Consider the following 16,052-nt stretch of genomic DNA (forward strand, 5'->3'; position numbering starts at 1 on the left):
CTAAATTCGCATGACAATATCAGCAACTAAATTTCGCTAAACACAGCCCCAGTTTACGATAAGCTCGGTCGCACCCGCTTGCTAGCCTCACGTACTACGTTGGTGATGCGACCTGCTTCGATGTCCAACCGCATGCCGCCACCCGGCGGAAAACTATCACCGCCTAACTGCTTAATGAACTGCTGCACCGCTTCGTCATCGCGGACTCGCTCTGAAGACCAGCTACCAGCGTTAACGCACAACAGTGCAACATCTTCAGCGCTAGCCACTGCGCGCCATATTGGCCAATCATAGGCATTAGACGGGCCGTGTAAGATCCAAACCTGTCGATAGCCTTGCAGAAATTCCGGTAACGCTAACGTTTTGTTCAGCGGGCCGTTAAACTGCACACTCTGCACCCACTTAACAAAGAGTACATAGCCCAATATGGCAACAATACTGGGTACAGTTCCCGTATAGGTCTCATCCGTGGTTAGGAGTACTCCCATGTACAAGAGCCCCAGCACAAGCATCGCAATGGGTGATTTCTCAGTTAGAATAGGGGCTGTGGCGAAGCGCCTTGCCCATTGTAATTGGCATTCAGGCACCAGAAAAATTAGCAATACGAGCACGGCATTTATCGTGATACCATCGGAGAGATTGGTAAGTTGCCAGATCACCGCTATCAGTAATAACAGTCTAAAAATGATTCCATAGGCAATTTTCATCGCAGCCTCTTAATTGGTCATTCAGGGAGATTCATTATGGCTAAGACCATCGCCATCGTCGAGGACGAACCAACGCTTGCCAGCAATTATCGCGATTTATTTGAACAGGATGGCTTCAAAGTTGTTCACTATCCTAATCGCCAAACCGCCGAAGCGGGGATTCTAGATGAATTGCCGAATCTAATTATGCTGGATGTTGGCCTAGACGACGAACGCGATGGAGGCTTTCAACTGCTGCGAAAATTACGCGATAGCGCTCCAACAATCCCCATCATTTTTCTTACTCACCGAGATAGCGACTTCGACAAAGTAGCCGGTCTTCATTTGGGTGCCGATGATTACTTAACCAAAGACATTGGTCTTGAACATCTCAGAGTAAGAGTTAGAAACCTTATCCAACGTTTCGAAATTCTTGCTCAGGGTCAGTCCGATACTAGCGATGAGATTACGGTTGGCAGTTTACGAATCAACGATAAAAGCCTTCAGGTTTGGTGGCAAGACCAGCTTGTTGACTTAAAAGTGCCCGAATTTTATTTAGTGAAGGCACTTGCGGAAAGACCTGGACACGTTAAGTCAAAAGACGCCCTGATGTATGCGGCTAATATGACCGTTGATGACGCAACCATCACCTCTTACATTAAACGCATTCGCGGTAAGTTTGAGCTACTTGATTCAGACTTCAGCGCTATCGAGACAATCTATGCACAGGGCTATCGCTGGCGCAGCTGAGGATGTCTACGCCAACGATTAGTTTAGGAGGTCAAATTCTCCAAACTACTTTCAATCGCCGACAACAACAGAGTGTTATCGGAAATACTAGAAACCGTGATACGGACACAATGTTTGAACAGCGGGTGAGTGCCACAGAGGTTTTTAATCAGCACCCCGCGCGCCTTCAGCTCATTACAAAGTAAAGCGCCCTCGTGAGCTGTTCGCACCACTAAAAAGTTGGCCTGTGACGGGAAAACCTCAAGACCAAGTTCAACGAGTGAATCACTTAACTCCTGGCGATTTTCGGCAAGCTGCCCTGCTTCAAGACCTAAAGGTTCCCAGGCATCGGCTACAAACTCAGCCGTTGCTTGAGTGAGCACATTGATATTGTAGGGCATGCGGACTTTATTGAACTCATCCAACCACGCTTGCTTAGCAATAAGCATTCCCAAACGGATTCCTGCAAAGCCCTGCTTTGATAACGTTCGCACAATGACGACGTTATCGTAACGGCGAATCCACTCAAGGTGATGGCGGTCACTGTAGGCATAATAAGCCTCATCAATAACAACGAGTCCCTCTGCACACTCAACAATAGCCTGAAGATCTTCTACGGCCCAGTTGTTAGCCGTTGGGTTATTAGGCTGCGCCAAGAAAATAAGCGCCGGTTGATGGGTGTTTATCTGCTCCAACATTGCCGGCATATTCAAAGAAAAATCAGCGTTCAGATCCACACCAACAAATTCAATACGATTCCAAAGGCACAGCGTCTCATACATCACAAATGATGGCGACGGTGCCAGCACCTTAGTGCCATCGGCGGCAACGGCTTGGATGAGTATCTGCAACAACTCATCGGAGCCATTACCAAACAAAATCCCCTCATCCTCGGCCAAAGCAAAAACCTCGGCGAATCGCTTCGCTGCCTTGCCCGCTGTTGGGTCTGGGTAGCGATTTAATGAAGTACTCGAGATGGCTTGCAGCCATTGCTGCAACAATTCGCCGCTCAGTTTGAATGGGCTCTCCATGGCGTCAAGCTTCAGCAAACCCTGGCTACTCTGTACATGATAAGCAGATTGCGCCAACAATTCCGGGCGGATAACTCGTTTTATTCGCGACACGACTTAACCCTCTTTTCTCAGTCGCGCGGAGAGCGCGTGAGCGGAAAGCGATTCGTGGTCGGCCAGTAAGCCGGCACAATCCGCTAAAATCTTAGCGCCATCGGCACTCACATTAATCACAGAACTTCGCTTCTGAAAGTCATAAACTCCCAGCGGTGACGAAAAGCGTGCCGTACCCGATGTTGGCAGGACGTGATTAGGTCCTGCGCAGTAATCTCCGAAAGCTTCAGGCGTATAGCCGCCAACAAAAATCGCTCCAGCATGACGGATTTTCGACACCCATTGATCGGCGTTTTTAAAGGCGAGTTCTAAATGTTCGGCCGCTATTTGATTCGCCAACTCCACGGCTTCGTTGAGTGAGGCTACCTGAATCAAAGCTCCACGCCCTTCAATTGAGGCGCGAATAATAGCTTGGCGAGGCATGGTATCAATGAGCTCATTCAACGCCTGTTGGACCGCCGATAACACTTCGGGGTTCGGGCTGATAAGTATGGATTGCGCCAATTCATCGTGCTCAGCTTGAGCGAAAAGATCGGCCGCTAACCACTGCGGAGAAACCGTCTCATCAGCAATGATTAAAATTTCCGAAGGCCCTGCAATCATATCCAAACCAACACGGCCGAATACCTGACGTTTGGCAGCGGCAACAAAGCGGTTTCCTGGGCCAACAATTTTATCAACCTTCGGAACCGTAGCGGTGCCATAACAAAGTGCCGCCACGGCCTGCGCACCACCAATGGCAAAGAAGCGGCTCACTCCGGCTAGTGCAGCGGCAGCCATCACCAGCGGATTTAGCTCACCGCTAGGTGTTGGACTCACCATGATGATTTCGTCCACCCCGGCAACCTGGGCCGGCAAGGCATTCATAAGCACCGATGAGGGGTAGGAAGCCTTGCCTCCCGGAACGTAGATACCCACGCGCTCCAGCGGCGTTACTTGCTGTCCAAGTGAGCTGCCATAGTCGTCGGTGATGGTCCAACTCTCTGCAAGTTGATGACCATGATAAGTACGAATTCGCTCAGCCGCCAACTCAAGCGCCGCGCGAACCTGATCATCCAAATTAGCGAGTGCGTCGTGGCAGACAGCCATAGGGATCTCGAAACTACTGGCATCAGTAAAATCGGTATTGTCGAATTGATTACTCAAGGCAATCAGCGCCTCATCCCCGTCTCTTCGAACCGAACTAATAATATTTCGCACCGCGAGGTCTAACTGATCGTCATTCGTGGCTTCCCACGCTAAAAGATCAGCCAGTTGAGCTTGAAAGTTGTCCTGAGCACTATCTAGTTGCTTGATCTTCATGTTCACTGAGTAATAGCCTCGCGCAATGCATCGATAATGGCAGTAACGGCTCTATGCTTCGTTTTCATCGAGGCACGATTAACAATCACTCGGGAACTGACATGGCAAATAAACTCGCGGGGTTCTAGGCCGTTAGCCTTGAGGGTGTTCCCGGTATCCACGATATCGACAATCTCGTCCGCCAAATCCAAAATTGGCGCCAACTCCATTGCTCCGTAGAGCTTGATAAGATCTACCTGGCGGCCCTGCTCAGCGTAGAATTGTTCCGCTACCTTGAGGTATTTTGTAGCCACGCGAATGCGTCCAGTTTGAACTGCCGAACCTTTTTTTGCCGCCGTCATCAAATCGCAAGTCGCAATCCCTAAATCAAGCGGTTCATAGAAATCACTATTGTCGATTTCTAATAAAATATCTTTACCCGAGATACCGATATCGGCACTACCAAAGCGGACATAGGTTGGTACGTCAACACCGCGAAGTATCAATAATTGGATATCAGGGCGGTTGGTAGCAAAGACTAACTTTCTACTGGTGTAAATATCTTCGATAGGCTCAATGCCAGCTTTGGCAAGAAGAGGTAGCGTTTCTTTAAGAATCCGGCCTTTGGTCAAGGCAATTGTAATGGTGCTCATTTATCCCCCAGTAATGAACGCATCAAATTATTTGATGCGTTCTACGCGTGCTCCGAGCTGAGCAAATTTTGTTTCAATCGATTCATAACCACGGTCGATGTGATAAATACGATCGATTAAGGTTTCGCCGCTGGCTAATAAACCTGCGATGACTAAACTCGCCGACGCTCGCAAGTCCGTAGCCATCACTGGCGCTGCACTCAGTGATTCAACCCCAGTGACCTTAGCGGTATTTGACTCGAGCAGAATTTGAGCGCCCATTCGATTCATTTCTTGCGCTGCTACGAGGCGGTTTTCAAAGATAGTTTCAACTACCTCTGCAGTACCTTCCGCCACCGCATTCATCGCCAAAAATTGCGACTGCATATCGGTGGGAAACTCTGGATGAGGCGCGGTGACGAAGCTTACCGCCTTCGGCCGCTTGTTGTTCATAGTCAGATGGATGGTGGTGCCGTCTATCTGGATATCTGCCCCAGCTTCGCGCAGCTTGAATAACACGACATCCATGGTTTCAGGTGCTGCATCTAGCAAGGTAATACTGCCACGTGTTGCGGCCGCAGCCACGAGAAAGGTTCCCGCCTCGATACGATCAGCAACAACTCGATATTCACAGCCATGCAGCGCCTCAACGCCATCGATAACGAGCGTTTCGGTACCAATGCCACTCACCTGAGCACCCATCGCATTTAAGAAATGGCACAGGTCGACGACTTCAGGTTCTCGTGCAGCATTACGAAGAATGGTTCGACCGTTAGCCAGCGTAGCAGCCATTACCAGATTTTCCGTGGCGCCAACGGACACCACATCAAAATGAATATCCGCACCCTTCAAGCCCTGGGCGGGCGCCTCGGCAACAATATAGCCATCTCGGATATCAATCTTTGCACCCATAGCTTCGAATCCCTTAAGATGCAGATCTACAGGTCTGCTGCCGATTGCGCAGCCACCCGGGAAGGAAACTTCGGCCTTACCAAGACGCGCAAGCAGCGGCCCTAACACCAGAATGCTTGCTCGCATGGTTTTTACCAGCTCATAGGGCGCGACTATTTTATCGACTGCTGTGGCATCCACTTTGGCGACATTCCCGTCCAACTCCACCCGAGCACCTAGGCACTCTATGAGCTTAGCAAGGGTTCGGATGTCATTTAACTGAGGAACGTTGCTTAAGGTCAGCGCGCCATTGGGCAGCAGTGCCGCAGCCATGATGGGCAACGCCGCATTTTTAGCTCCCGATACCGCTACTGTTCCCGCAATCTTTGTTGGTCCATAAACCTTAAACTTATCCATAGTTCAGCCTTGTTTTGCAGCCCATTGTGCTGGTGTCAGCGCTTGAATATGCAGTGCATGAAGCGCACCGGAAGCAATGTGTTCATTCAAGCAAGCGTATACACTCTGCTGCTTTTTAACTGGTGTCATACCCGCAAAGCTCTCACTTACCACGCGAATTGAGTAATGACTGCCGTCACGACCTACGTCGACCTGCGCTTCAGGAAAAGCCGCCACGACGATTTCTTTAACTTGTTCTGCTTCCATAATATCCTCTGGTCTGGATAGGCTTATTGCCCCCAGTTATCGATTACCGCGTCAACGGAGTTGAACTCCGTCATCATTCGCGAAAATTGTTGATTGTAGGTCTGCCCTAAATTCACACCATTAACACGTAAATTCAACATGACCCAACGGCCGTCTGAACGCTGCCCCATAGTGTAGATAACGTTTAAACCGCCAGCGATCCCCTCGACAGTTTGTCGAACAGGCACTCTTCGCTCGCCAGCATAGCGCTCTTCTACCGGTAAGGTGGTGACGCGCTCGCCGTTATAGGCTAAAAAGCTTTTTGCATAGGTAGAAATCATGACCGACCTGAAACGACTTCCAAAGCGGGTGATCTGCTCGGGCGAGGCACCCTGACGATAACGCCCCATGATTTGGGCGGCAATCCAATCGAAGTCTGCGTAATAGGTCATTAATTGGTCTAGACGCGGCATAAAGCCATCTAGATCATTACCATTCTCCTTAGCTTCCATGACCACCTCAATGACGTCGTTAGTCATTTTGGCTACCGCTTCATCTGCCGACAGTTCTTCTGCCACTACGGTGTTAACCAACAGTGCACACAGTGCTAGTAATACAATTTGCAAACGCTTCATAACTCAAGCTTCCTATCTCTGCTGATGCCATTCTACCGCTACTAGGGGTAAGTTCCAATGAAAGGGCACCGAATTCTACTGACATTAACTCGTTCTGAGTTTAAAATTACAAGTTCATCTAATCATACGTTGTAGTACCTGCTTTTATGTCAACAGAAATCATCTATCAAACACTTGCCATCCTACTCGGTTTTGCCGGACTCATTTGGAGTGCAGACCGATTCGTAGCAAGCTCCGCTTCTATTGCCAAAAACCTAGGTATGTCAACCATGACCATTGGTTTAACCATTGTCTCCTTGGGCACGTCTGCGCCTGAGGTACTGGTCGCGCTAAGCGCGAGCCTGAGTGACTCTGGAAGCCTCGCAATGGGTAATGCTTTAGGATCAAACGTGGCCAACATTGCGCTGGTGTTGGCCATTACCGCTATTGTTGCCCCCATTCCCATTGCGAAACAGTTATTCAAGATGGAAGCACCCTTTCTGGTGGGCGTTACCGCGCTCCTTGGGTTATTCATCTTTAACGGCGAGCTTAGCCGACTCGAGGGATTGATTCTCCTGTTACTTATACCTGTTTTTCTCTGGCTGGTATCGCGAACTCAAACCGGGGTAGAACAAGAAGAAATTGAACGCAGCGAAGGGTTCAAGACGTTTGCCTGGTTTATCGTTAGTCTGGCCATTCTGATTGGCAGCGCCAATACACTGGTTTGGGGCGCTAAGGGCGTCGCGCTCACGCTGGGAGTCAGCGAGCTCCTTATTGGCTTGACGATTGTGGCGGTAGGGACCAGCCTCCCCGAACTTGCGGCGTCAGTCGCCAGTGCACTGAAAGGTCATCACGACATCGCACTCGGCAATATTATTGGCTCAAACATTTTTAATATCATCGCCGTAGCGAGCATTCCTGGCGTTGTCGGGCCATTGGCCATTGACCCAGATATTCTGTCACGTGACTACTATGTCATGGCTGGCTTAACCGCGTTGCTTGTCATCGCCTGCGCACTCACATTGAAACGCCGCGGCAGTAAGCTAGGCAGAAGCTTTGGCGTGGTTATGTTAAGCTCATTCTGTGCCTACTATTACTTTCTTGTTTAAGGACGTTTATGACCATTGATCACCTTGCCTCTGCAAAGCGAACCATAGACCTTGAAGCTAAAGCGGTTAGCGGCCTTCTGAGCCGTCTAAACAATAATTTCTCCACCGCCTGTGACATCGTGATGAACTGCTCCGGCCGAGTCATTGTGACTGGCATGGGCAAGTCTGGCCATATTGGTAAAAAAGTAGCGGCTACGCTCGCCTCAACGGGCACACCTGCCTTCTTTGTTCATCCCGCCGAAGCGAGCCACGGCGACTTGGGAATGATGACCGAAGACGATGTTGTCTTAGCGCTCAGTAATAGCGGCACAACTGCTGAAGTCGTTTCGCTACTGCCACTTATCAAGCGCCTTGGTATTAAGCTTATCAGTGTGACCGGCAACCTCTCTTCAACGCTATCGCTAGCGTCCGATGCACCACTGAATAGTGGCGTTGATACGGAAGCCTGCCCACTCAACCTGGCGCCAACCTCAAGCACTACGGCACAATTGGTCTTGGGTGACGCGCTAGCCATCGCGCTCCTGGAAGCTCGAGGCTTCAGCGCCGAGGACTTTGCTTTTTCTCATCCTGGCGGAGCACTGGGGCGAAAGCTTTTATTAAAAGTCAGCGATGTCATGCATGGTGACGACGACCTACCCGTCTGTTCACCCTCTACCTCCGTCCGCGATGCACTCTTTGAGATTACCAGCAAAGGCCTTGGTATGACCTTAGTGCTAGACAACGGGACGCTCAAAGGTATTTTCACCGATGGAGACCTCCGCCGCGCGATGGATCACTATGATCGCGTCATGCCGGTAGCGCTGTCGGAAGTCATGTCAACCGAATGCAAAACGGTTGGCCCGAACATGCTCGCGGCCGAGGCACTCGCACTCATGGAAGACTGGCAAATTACTAGCTTGGTGGTCACCGATAATAATGAAGTGGTGGGAGTGGTTCATCTGCATAATCTTCTCAAAGCAGGAGTCGCCTAATGAATGCGAATGAACTTGCGCAGCAAATACGCTTCGTGGTCACGGATGTTGACGGTGTGCTCACTAATGGGCAGCTGATGTTCACTGCTCAAGGTGAGCAGTTCAAAAACTTCAACACCCTAGACGGCCACGGCATCAAGCTCTTGCAGTCTGAGGGTATCGAAGTTGCTATCATTACCGGGCGCACTAGCGACATGGTGCTAAAACGTGCTGCCGATTTAGGCATCAAAACCATCATTCAAGGCCGTGAGGATAAATGGGTCCCGCTCAGTGAAATGCTCGCGGAACGACAGTTAGCGCCATCTCAAGTTGCCTATGTTGGTGACGATTGGCCAGACTTAGCTTGTATTCGCCGCGTTGGACTTGGCATCGCGGTAGCAAACGCTGACGGCGCGGTTAAAGACCATGCCGACTACATTACTGAGCGCCGTGGTGGTGAAGGCGCATTCCGCGAAGTTGCCGATATGATCTTGAAAGCACAAGGCCGCTATGACAGCGTCCTGGAAAAGTGGCTGTGATCAGTCAGCGTGCTAAAGTCGTCATCGGTTTCTTAGTTGGCTGCACTGCCATCTACTTGCTTTTGATTGCAAACCAAGTCGAACAAGCTCAACCTGCGCCAACGGAGCAGGTACCACCTTCACTATTTCTAGTGGATGCAGAGATTCGCCATTACTCAAACTTAGTGGGCAACCTTGAGTGGCAACTGAACTCTCCAGACCTCAAATATTTCGAAGCCGCCGAGTTGATGGTAGCTGAACAACCTACCATGAAACTTTACGATCAAAGCGACCTAAACCCTTGGGAAGTCCAAGCAGGAAGAGCGGCCTTTTATCGCCGAGATGATATGATTCGCCTCAACCAACAGGTCAAACTGTTCCAAGAGCTTGGTGACGGCGAATACCAATTGATTGAAACCGCTCGGATTGATTACTATCCTAACGAAGCATTCGCTCAAGCGATTTATCCTGTGACCATTGATAGTCATTTCGGAAAGTCACGCGGCGACCGTCTCAAACTTTGGCTCGCACGCGAGTATTACGAACTTCAAGGCAATGTTGAAACCTATTATGAACCTACTCGTTAACGCCACCCTGCTGCTTTTAATATGCGTTTTTCTTTCGTCTGCAAACGCTCACGGGCTGCCCGAGGATAGAGACAAACCCATTGAGATGTTTTCCGAGGATTTTTCTCAAGACGTTGCACGGGGCATTACCTCGTACATTGGTAACGCGAAGATTATTCAGGGTTCATTGATCATCGAAGCCGGGCGTATCGATGTTTTTTACGAAGATGGAGAAGTAGTTCGAGTCTTAGCTATCGGCCCGCCGGCAACGTTTAAAGATACGCCGTCTAGCGAAGTTGGCGAGGTTTACGCGCAAGGCAATCAAGTTGATTATGACTTGCTAACAAAGCTCGTAGTGGTTACCGGTGAGGCACTCTTCAGCAATAAAGGCTCGGAAGTCTCAGCCAATCGTATTGAATTCGATCTAGAACGCGGAGCGGCGAACGCTTCGGGTGGCGTTAGGCACGTCATTCAACCACCAGCTCAAACACCGAGTGAGGAGTAATCATGGCTACGCTTAGCGCGAAACACCTCGCCAAGAGTTATAACAAGCGACCGGTTGTTATCGATGTCTCCATTGAAGTAAGCAGCGGTGAAGTGGTTGGTCTGCTCGGGCCAAACGGCGCCGGAAAGACCACCTGCTTCTACATGATTGTCGGCCTAGTTCCTTCTGATAAAGGAACCGTCAAACTTGACGAGCTCGATATCACTCAACAGCCTATGCATGGTCGAGCTATTTCTGGCATTGGCTACCTACCGCAGGAAGCGTCGATTTTTCGCAAACTTACCGTCAGCCAAAACATTCTAGCCATCCTAGAGAATCGAGCAGACCTCACGCAGAGCCAGCGCCGCGAGCGGATGAATGAGTTACTCGAAGAATTCAGCATCACGCATATCAAGGACGCCATGGGCATTGCGTTGTCGGGCGGCGAACGCCGTCGGGTCGAAATTGCTCGTGCCCTGGCAATGGAACCCAAATTTATTCTTCTCGACGAGCCCTTTGCGGGCGTAGATCCAATTTCCGTTAACGAGATCATGTCTATTATTGAGCATGTACGTTCGAAAGGTATCGGCATCCTTATTACCGATCACAATGTGCGCGAAACGCTTGCGATTTGTGAACGAGCATACATTGTGGGTGGTGGCCACATCATTGCACATGGCGGGAAAGACGATATTCTGAATAACGCGAAGGTAAAAGAACTTTATCTTGGTGAAAACTTTCAGTATTAGTGCTGGGTATTACCTCATGGATGGTTTGTCATGAAACAGAGCTTACAATTAAAGACCAGCCTTAAGATGACCATGACACCGCAGCTTCAGCTGGCGGTGAAAGTACTACAACTCTCAACGCTTGATTTGCAAGCAGAGATTCAAGACACCCTTGACCGCAATCCGCTCTTAGACGTAGAGGATAGTAGCCCCGCATTACCTAGCGAGAGCAACTCGCTGAGTAACGAGCAGCGTGACGATAACTCGCCAGATAGCTATCAACTAACCGAGTCAGCCTCAGAGCCTAAGTGGGAGAAAGATATCCCCAGCGATATGCCCGTGGACAGTCAATGGGATGACGTCTATTCAGGTGGTCCCGCAAAGGCTGCCCCAGAGAATGACTTTGATTTCCTAGCGAACCGCAGCCAAGACGCTAGCCTGCAGGATCACCTGAGCTTTCAGTTAGCGATGAAGCCACTCTCGATCCGCGATCGCCTTATTGGTGACTATCTGATTGACAGCATTAACTCGAATGGCTGGCTAACCGCCGAACTCGCATCCATCGCGGACGATTTAAACCGCCACGAAGAAACCGATGACAACGAATTCGAGATCGACGAGGTCGAGGCCATCTTACACCTCATCCAAAGCTTCGACCCAATTGGTGTAGGTGCGCGAGACCTTGGTGAGTGTATTGCACTCCAGCTGAGCGAAATGGACCCTAAGCATCCCACCGTTGCCAGGGCCATCATCATTGCTAGCAATCATATGCCCGCGATCCTAAAGCAAGACTTCAAGAAATTGGCGAAGTTGCTGAAATGCTCCGAGGGTGAACTCGAACTATCAATTGACTTGATTCAACAACAAAACCCCCACCCAGGCGATAGTTTTTCGGAGTCTGATTCTGAGTATGTTATTCCCGATGTACTGGTTTCACTGCGTAAAGATCTTTGGCACGTTGAAATAAACCCCGATGTGGCACCACGACTCTGTGTGAATCGCGAGTACTCAGCGTTGATCAAACGCGGCGATGCCAGTGATGACAACAAATTTCTCCGTGAAAACCTGCAACAAGCTCAGTGGTTTATCAAGAGTGTAGAAAGCCGTTTCGATACCCTTTTTAACGTTGCATCGGCCATTGTAGAACGCCAGCGAGCTTTCTTTGACTATGGCCCCGAGGCAATGAAGCCCATGGTACTCGCCGATGTAGCGGAAGAGCTTGGTCTTGCGGAATCTACTATCTCGCGGGCAACAGCCGGCAAGTATATGCTAACTCCAAGAGGCGTTTTTGAACTCAAGTATTTCTTCTCGTCTCACGTATCGTCGGACTCAGGTGACACCACCTCGGCAACGGCCATTAAGGCCTTCATCAAAAAGCTTGTAGAGAGTGAGCCGCCAAATAAACCCCTGTCCGATGCAAAATTGATGGCACTTTTGGAAGCCGATGGTGTCAAAGTAGCAAGAAGAACTGTGGCGAAGTATCGAGAAGCAATTGGCATTGCGCCGTCAAGTCAACGAAAGCGTCTCAAATAGTAGAATTTTTTCCCACAGTTTCGTAAAAACCTATTACCTTTAAATAAGGGAAAGTTATTCCTGCTTTCAGACGGTTTGTGACGAAGACAGCCCGCCGAACCGTTCACTAGAAGGGGCCATTTCCCCCTAGGCTGTTCTGTTAATCTACTGTAATACGAAGAGGGTCAATACTTATGCAAGTAAACATCGCTGGACACCAACTTCCTCTCACCGACGCCATCCGCGCTCACACCATGTCGAAACTAGAAAAGCTTGAACGCCACTTTGACAACATCAATAATGTAAATGTGACATTTAGTGTTGAAAAGAACGGCCAAAAAGCGGAAGCTACGCTTCATGTTCTAGGTGAAGATATTCACGCCGAGAGCGTGGAAGATGATCTTTATGTAGCGATTGACCATATGGTTGACAAGCTCGACCGACAAATTTTAAAGCACAAGGAGAAAGGGATAGCGGCACGACGCCAAGGCTAATCCCAACCCGCCATGGAGTTAGCACAACTTCTAACCCCTGATACAACCCGAGCATCCGCTCGGGTTGGCAGCAAAAAAACCTGTCTAGAATTGATTGCTGAGATCGTTTCTGAATCGATGGGAATCCACGACACTGAACTATTTAAGGCGCTGTTCGAACGCGAGCGCCTTGGGAGCACGGGTCTTGGCAATGGCATTGCTATTCCCCACTGCAGAATTCCCGGTTGCCCTGAGGTCATTGGTGTCCTACTTACCCTTGAAAACCCTATAGACTTTGACGCTCACGACGGCCAACCTGTTGATGTCGTCTGTGCGCTGATTGTCCCTCAAGAAGCTACCGAAGATCATTTACAGGCATTGAGCGCAATAGCCGAGCGTTTTAATGACTCTCGTTTTATCGAACAACTTCGTCAATCAACGAGTGCCAGCGAGCTCTATGAACTGGTAGGCTAAGGCCAACGTAAAATTTAGACAAACTAAAGAAGGAACTTCAAATGACTGCGCCAACGCAGCTTGTAATCGTAACGGGTCGATCAGGCTCCGGTAAAAGCCAAGTACTTAACACCTTAGAGGACAACGGCTTCTATACGGTAGACAATCTCCCCGCTTCTCTTATTCCTGATTTAGTTGACAAAGTTAACCAAAATAACGACGTGTTTCGCGGTATTGCTGTGGGAATCGACGCTCGGAACAGCCGTACTGAAATTGCAAGATTTGGCGCCATTGTTGAGCTCCTCAAGGAACTTGGCATTCAGGTACGGATTGTGTTCTTGGACGCCAACACTGAAGTATTAATGACTCGCTTTTCCGAGACACGCCGCCGACATCCGCTCTCCGGTGATAGTCAAGCATTGCGGGAGTCACTTCAGGAAGAGCTCACTCTATTAGACCAACTTTCCAGTTTGGCTGACCTCAGAGTAGACACCAGCACCACCACCGTGCACGAACTCCGGGCGCTCGTAAAAGATAAAATTGCGAGCGACCAGCATGAGAGTCGACTCAACCTGACCTTACAATCTTTCGGTTTTAAACACGGTGTCCCCAACGATTCGGACTTTGTGTTCGATGTTCGCTGCCTTCCTAATCCTCATTGGGATGAAAAACTAAGAGCTTTTACTGGTCGCGACATTCAAGTGGTTAATTTCCTCAAAGATGAACCCATGGTTAAGGCTATGCTCGAAGATATTTCGCACTTAGCCGAACGCTGGATTCCGGAATATGAGGGTGAGAACCGCGCCTATTTCACTATCTCAATTGGCTGTACTGGTGGCAAACACCGTTCAGTTTATCTTGCCGAGGCACTGGCACGACGGCTGCTAGCGCAACATCCCAACCTTGTCGTTCGTCATCGAGAACGCCATCGCTGGCCTGCCACCCCAAAGTAACGAGCGAACCCTTCGAGATCTTCGCTGATTAGTGATAGACTAAGCAGCAATAAACAACTCCCAACCTGTGGCTTGCTATGATCAAGAAGAAAATTTCTATTATCAATAAGCTTGGCCTGCATGCTCGAGCGGCAGCTAAGCTAACCAAATGTGCCTGCGAGTTTAGTGCTTCGGTGCAAATAGGCTACGCTCAACGAGAGATTGATGCGAAAAGCATTATGTCCGTGATGATGCTTGCGGCCGCCCAAGGCGCCGAAATTGAGATTAGCTGTGAAGGCAAAGATGAAGAGGCCGCGATGCAAAGTTTAGAGGCGCTAATTAACAATCGTTTTGACGAAGACGAGTAGTAGTCATTATGTACGATGATGCCTTAACCCGCGAACAGTTCCACGAGCTAAGCGATGCCGTCGCTCAGGATGACGGCGCGCGTATTCGCAGTATCATCAAGCACTTACCCCCCGTCAACCAAGCACGATTAATCGAAAGCTCTACTCCGCCTACTCGTCGCCTACTCTGGGCAAATATCGCCGACGAGACTCAACCAGAGGTTCTTACCGAGCTCTCAGAGGATATCCAAAGTCAATTTTTGGAACGGATGGAGGCTTCTGAAGTTGCCGCGGCCACCGAGGGCCTCGAAACCGACGATATCGTCGATATTCTTCAGCAACTTCCTGAGAATGTCATCCAAGACGTACTCCAAGAAATGTCTTGGCAAGACCGTCATCGTGTTGAGCGAGTTTTAAGTTTCGATGAAGACACCGCTGGCGGCCTCATGAACACCGATACCATCACGGTGCGACCGAAGTTTACCCTCGATGTGGTGTTACGCTACCTTCGCCGTCACGATGACCTACCCAACACCACAGACAGCCTATTTGTAGTGAACAGCGGCGACGAGTACGTTGGAACGCTGCCGCTATCACGCGTGCTTACCTCAGATCCTAGCATGACTGTGCGCGAAGTGATGGTGACCAGCGTCGAACCTATTATTGCAACCGCCACGGATAGAGAAGTAGCACAGCTGTTCGAACGAAACGACTTGGTTTCCGCTCCGGTGGTGGACAGTAACGGCTGTTTACTGGGTCGAATTACCATTGACGATGTGGTGGACGTGATCCGAGAGGACACGGACCATAACATGATGGGACTGGCGGGATTAGATGACGATATCGACACCTTTGCTACCGTCCGCAAGTCACTCCCGCGCCGAGCACTGTGGTTATCTATTAATCTGCTCGCCGCCTTCACCTCTTCCACTGTCATCAAAATGTTTGAGGCGACCATCGAGCAGGTTGTCGCTCTCGCCATCCTAATGCCCATCGTGGCGAGTATGGGGGGCGTAGCTGGCAATCAAACGTTAACGGTAGTCATCCGTGGTATGGCGCTTGGACAGATCAGCAGAAGCAACTTAGGCTGGTTACTTCGCCGTGAACTCACAATGGGCCTTATCAACGGCATTTTCTTCGCCGTGTCAGTTGGAATCATGAGCTACTTCTGGTTTGGCGCGTGGACCTTAGGACTCGTCATTGGCCTGGCATTGATATTTAACCTGTTAAATGCGGCAATAGCGGGCACAGTCATCCCGCTCGTGTTAAAATCAATGAAAATCGACCCAGCGCTAGCCGGCGGTATGATTCAAACAACTGCTACGGATGTACTGGGATTCCTGTCCTTCTTAGGACTAGCGACCATTTTTTACGGCTAAAA

At 49.8% G+C, this 16,052-nt stretch carries 20 protein-coding genes; 13 read left to right on the top strand and 7 right to left on the bottom strand.

What is annotated here, in order from left to right; all coding sequences use genetic code 11:
• Positions 1-53: 53 nt before the first annotated feature.
• Positions 54-707, bottom strand: coding sequence for a hypothetical protein (locus tag DFR27_RS09280; RefSeq protein ID WP_121877187.1), 654 nt, complete (start codon positions 705-707; stop codon positions 54-56).
• Positions 708-743: 36 nt separating this feature from the next.
• Here DFR27_RS09280 and DFR27_RS09285 point away from each other — a divergent pair, with 36 nt between their 5' ends.
• Positions 744-1,436 (top strand): response regulator, encoded by a 693-nt coding sequence (locus tag DFR27_RS09285; protein WP_121877188.1) that lies wholly within the window; start codon positions 744-746, stop codon positions 1,434-1,436.
• A gap of 23 nt (positions 1,437-1,459) precedes the next feature.
• On the opposite strand, the gene hisC is transcribed toward DFR27_RS09285, so the two are convergent.
• Genes hisC through DFR27_RS09315 form a run of 6 tightly spaced genes read right to left on the bottom strand, consistent with a single transcriptional unit; the run spans position 1,460 to position 6,620 of the window.
• Positions 1,460-2,539 (bottom strand): histidinol-phosphate transaminase, encoded by a 1,080-nt coding sequence (gene hisC, locus DFR27_RS09290; RefSeq protein WP_121877189.1) that lies wholly within the window; start codon positions 2,537-2,539, stop codon positions 1,460-1,462.
• 3 nt (positions 2,540-2,542) lie between these two features.
• Entirely contained in the window at positions 2,543-3,841 is a 1,299-nt protein-coding gene (gene hisD / locus DFR27_RS09295; protein ID WP_121877190.1) for a histidinol dehydrogenase, read from the bottom strand.
• A 2-nt stretch (positions 3,842-3,843) separates the two neighbouring features.
• Positions 3,844-4,473 carry an ATP phosphoribosyltransferase gene (gene hisG, locus DFR27_RS09300; RefSeq protein ID WP_121877191.1) on the bottom strand — a complete coding sequence of 210 codons (630 nt, stop codon included), beginning with the start codon at positions 4,471-4,473 and terminating at the stop codon, positions 3,844-3,846.
• A gap of 27 nt (positions 4,474-4,500) precedes the next feature.
• A complete protein-coding gene (murA, locus tag DFR27_RS09305) occupies positions 4,501-5,760 on the bottom strand; it encodes a UDP-N-acetylglucosamine 1-carboxyvinyltransferase (protein ID WP_121877192.1) in 1,260 nt (419 codons plus the stop codon).
• Positions 5,761-5,763: 3 nt separating this feature from the next.
• The gene (locus tag DFR27_RS09310; RefSeq protein ID WP_121877193.1) at positions 5,764-6,006 is read right to left on the bottom strand and encodes a BolA family protein; all 243 of its coding nucleotides are present in this window, start codon (positions 6,004-6,006) and stop codon (positions 5,764-5,766) included.
• 23 nt (positions 6,007-6,029) lie between these two features.
• A complete protein-coding gene (locus DFR27_RS09315; protein ID WP_121877194.1) occupies positions 6,030-6,620 on the bottom strand; it encodes an MlaC/ttg2D family ABC transporter substrate-binding protein in 591 nt (196 codons plus the stop codon).
• A gap of 146 nt (positions 6,621-6,766) precedes the next feature.
• Here DFR27_RS09315 and DFR27_RS09320 point away from each other — a divergent pair, with 146 nt between their 5' ends.
• The 12 genes from DFR27_RS09320 (at position 6,767) to mgtE (ending at position 16,050) form a co-directional block, all read left to right on the top strand.
• Entirely contained in the window at positions 6,767-7,708 is a 942-nt protein-coding gene (locus tag DFR27_RS09320; protein ID WP_121877195.1) for a calcium/sodium antiporter, read from the top strand.
• Positions 7,709-7,716: 8 nt separating this feature from the next.
• The gene (locus DFR27_RS09325; protein ID WP_121877196.1) at positions 7,717-8,679 is read left to right on the top strand and encodes a KpsF/GutQ family sugar-phosphate isomerase; all 963 of its coding nucleotides are present in this window, start codon (positions 7,717-7,719) and stop codon (positions 8,677-8,679) included.
• Positions 8,679-9,197, top strand: coding sequence for a KdsC family phosphatase (locus DFR27_RS09330; protein ID WP_121877197.1), 519 nt, complete (start codon positions 8,679-8,681; stop codon positions 9,195-9,197). The genes DFR27_RS09325 and DFR27_RS09330 overlap by 1 nt, the downstream gene beginning before the upstream one ends.
• Complete coding sequence (gene lptC, locus DFR27_RS09335; RefSeq protein WP_170150831.1) at positions 9,194-9,763, top strand: LPS export ABC transporter periplasmic protein LptC; 570 nt, start codon at positions 9,194-9,196, stop codon at positions 9,761-9,763. Before DFR27_RS09330 ends, lptC begins: the two co-directional genes overlap by 4 nt.
• Positions 9,732-10,247: a lipopolysaccharide transport periplasmic protein LptA gene (lptA, locus tag DFR27_RS09340; RefSeq protein ID WP_121877199.1), complete on the top strand. Its 516-nt coding sequence runs from the start codon at positions 9,732-9,734 to the stop codon at positions 10,245-10,247. Before lptC ends, lptA begins: the two co-directional genes overlap by 32 nt.
• A gap of 2 nt (positions 10,248-10,249) precedes the next feature.
• Positions 10,250-10,975 (top strand): LPS export ABC transporter ATP-binding protein, encoded by a 726-nt coding sequence (gene lptB / locus DFR27_RS09345; protein ID WP_121877200.1) that lies wholly within the window; start codon positions 10,250-10,252, stop codon positions 10,973-10,975.
• Between the two features lie 30 nt (positions 10,976-11,005).
• Positions 11,006-12,487, top strand: coding sequence for an RNA polymerase factor sigma-54 (locus DFR27_RS09350; protein WP_121877201.1), 1,482 nt, complete (start codon positions 11,006-11,008; stop codon positions 12,485-12,487).
• Positions 12,488-12,660: 173 nt separating this feature from the next.
• On the top strand, positions 12,661-12,960 hold the full coding sequence (gene hpf / locus DFR27_RS09355) for a ribosome hibernation-promoting factor, HPF/YfiA family (protein WP_121877202.1): 300 nt from the start codon (positions 12,661-12,663) through the stop codon (positions 12,958-12,960).
• 12 nt (positions 12,961-12,972) lie between these two features.
• Entirely contained in the window at positions 12,973-13,413 is a 441-nt protein-coding gene (ptsN, locus tag DFR27_RS09360; RefSeq protein ID WP_121877203.1) for a PTS IIA-like nitrogen regulatory protein PtsN, read from the top strand.
• A 41-nt stretch (positions 13,414-13,454) separates the two neighbouring features.
• The gene (rapZ, locus tag DFR27_RS09365) at positions 13,455-14,345 is read left to right on the top strand and encodes an RNase adapter RapZ (RefSeq protein WP_121877204.1); all 891 of its coding nucleotides are present in this window, start codon (positions 13,455-13,457) and stop codon (positions 14,343-14,345) included.
• Between the two features lie 77 nt (positions 14,346-14,422).
• Positions 14,423-14,692, top strand: a complete 270-nt coding sequence (locus DFR27_RS09370; RefSeq protein WP_121877205.1) for an HPr family phosphocarrier protein — start codon at positions 14,423-14,425, stop codon at positions 14,690-14,692.
• An 8-nt stretch (positions 14,693-14,700) separates the two neighbouring features.
• Positions 14,701-16,050: a magnesium transporter gene (gene mgtE / locus DFR27_RS09375; RefSeq protein WP_121877206.1), complete on the top strand. Its 1,350-nt coding sequence runs from the start codon at positions 14,701-14,703 to the stop codon at positions 16,048-16,050.
• Positions 16,051-16,052 lie beyond the last annotated feature (2 nt).

Origin of the sequence: Umboniibacter marinipuniceus (assembly GCF_003688415.1) — a bacterium.
Taxonomy (GTDB): Bacteria; Pseudomonadota; Gammaproteobacteria; order Pseudomonadales; family DSM-25080; genus Umboniibacter; species Umboniibacter marinipuniceus.

Coding starts and splice junctions, on each gene's coding strand:
- DFR27_RS09280 (WP_121877187.1), bottom strand. CDS start 707: ATGAAAATTGCCTATGGAATCATTTTTAGACTGTTATTACTGATAGCG.
- DFR27_RS09285 (WP_121877188.1), top strand. CDS start 744: ATGGCTAAGACCATCGCCATCGTCGAGGACGAACCAACGCTTGCCAGC.
- hisD (WP_121877190.1), bottom strand. CDS start 3,841: ATGAAGATCAAGCAACTAGATAGTGCTCAGGACAACTTTCAAGCTCAA.
- hisG (WP_121877191.1), bottom strand. CDS start 4,473: ATGAGCACCATTACAATTGCCTTGACCAAAGGCCGGATTCTTAAAGAA.
- murA (WP_121877192.1), bottom strand. CDS start 5,760: ATGGATAAGTTTAAGGTTTATGGACCAACAAAGATTGCGGGAACAGTA.
- DFR27_RS09310 (WP_121877193.1), bottom strand. CDS start 6,006: ATGGAAGCAGAACAAGTTAAAGAAATCGTCGTGGCGGCTTTTCCTGAA.
- DFR27_RS09315 (WP_121877194.1), bottom strand. CDS start 6,620: ATGAAGCGTTTGCAAATTGTATTACTAGCACTGTGTGCACTGTTGGTT.
- DFR27_RS09320 (WP_121877195.1), top strand. CDS start 6,767: ATGTCAACAGAAATCATCTATCAAACACTTGCCATCCTACTCGGTTTT.
- DFR27_RS09325 (WP_121877196.1), top strand. CDS start 7,717: ATGACCATTGATCACCTTGCCTCTGCAAAGCGAACCATAGACCTTGAA.
- DFR27_RS09330 (WP_121877197.1), top strand. CDS start 8,679: ATGAATGCGAATGAACTTGCGCAGCAAATACGCTTCGTGGTCACGGAT.
- lptA (WP_121877199.1), top strand. CDS start 9,732: ATGTTGAAACCTATTATGAACCTACTCGTTAACGCCACCCTGCTGCTT.
- lptB (WP_121877200.1), top strand. CDS start 10,250: ATGGCTACGCTTAGCGCGAAACACCTCGCCAAGAGTTATAACAAGCGA.
- DFR27_RS09350 (WP_121877201.1), top strand. CDS start 11,006: ATGAAACAGAGCTTACAATTAAAGACCAGCCTTAAGATGACCATGACA.
- hpf (WP_121877202.1), top strand. CDS start 12,661: ATGCAAGTAAACATCGCTGGACACCAACTTCCTCTCACCGACGCCATC.
- ptsN (WP_121877203.1), top strand. CDS start 12,973: ATGGAGTTAGCACAACTTCTAACCCCTGATACAACCCGAGCATCCGCT.
- rapZ (WP_121877204.1), top strand. CDS start 13,455: ATGACTGCGCCAACGCAGCTTGTAATCGTAACGGGTCGATCAGGCTCC.
- DFR27_RS09370 (WP_121877205.1), top strand. CDS start 14,423: ATGATCAAGAAGAAAATTTCTATTATCAATAAGCTTGGCCTGCATGCT.
- mgtE (WP_121877206.1), top strand. CDS start 14,701: ATGTACGATGATGCCTTAACCCGCGAACAGTTCCACGAGCTAAGCGAT.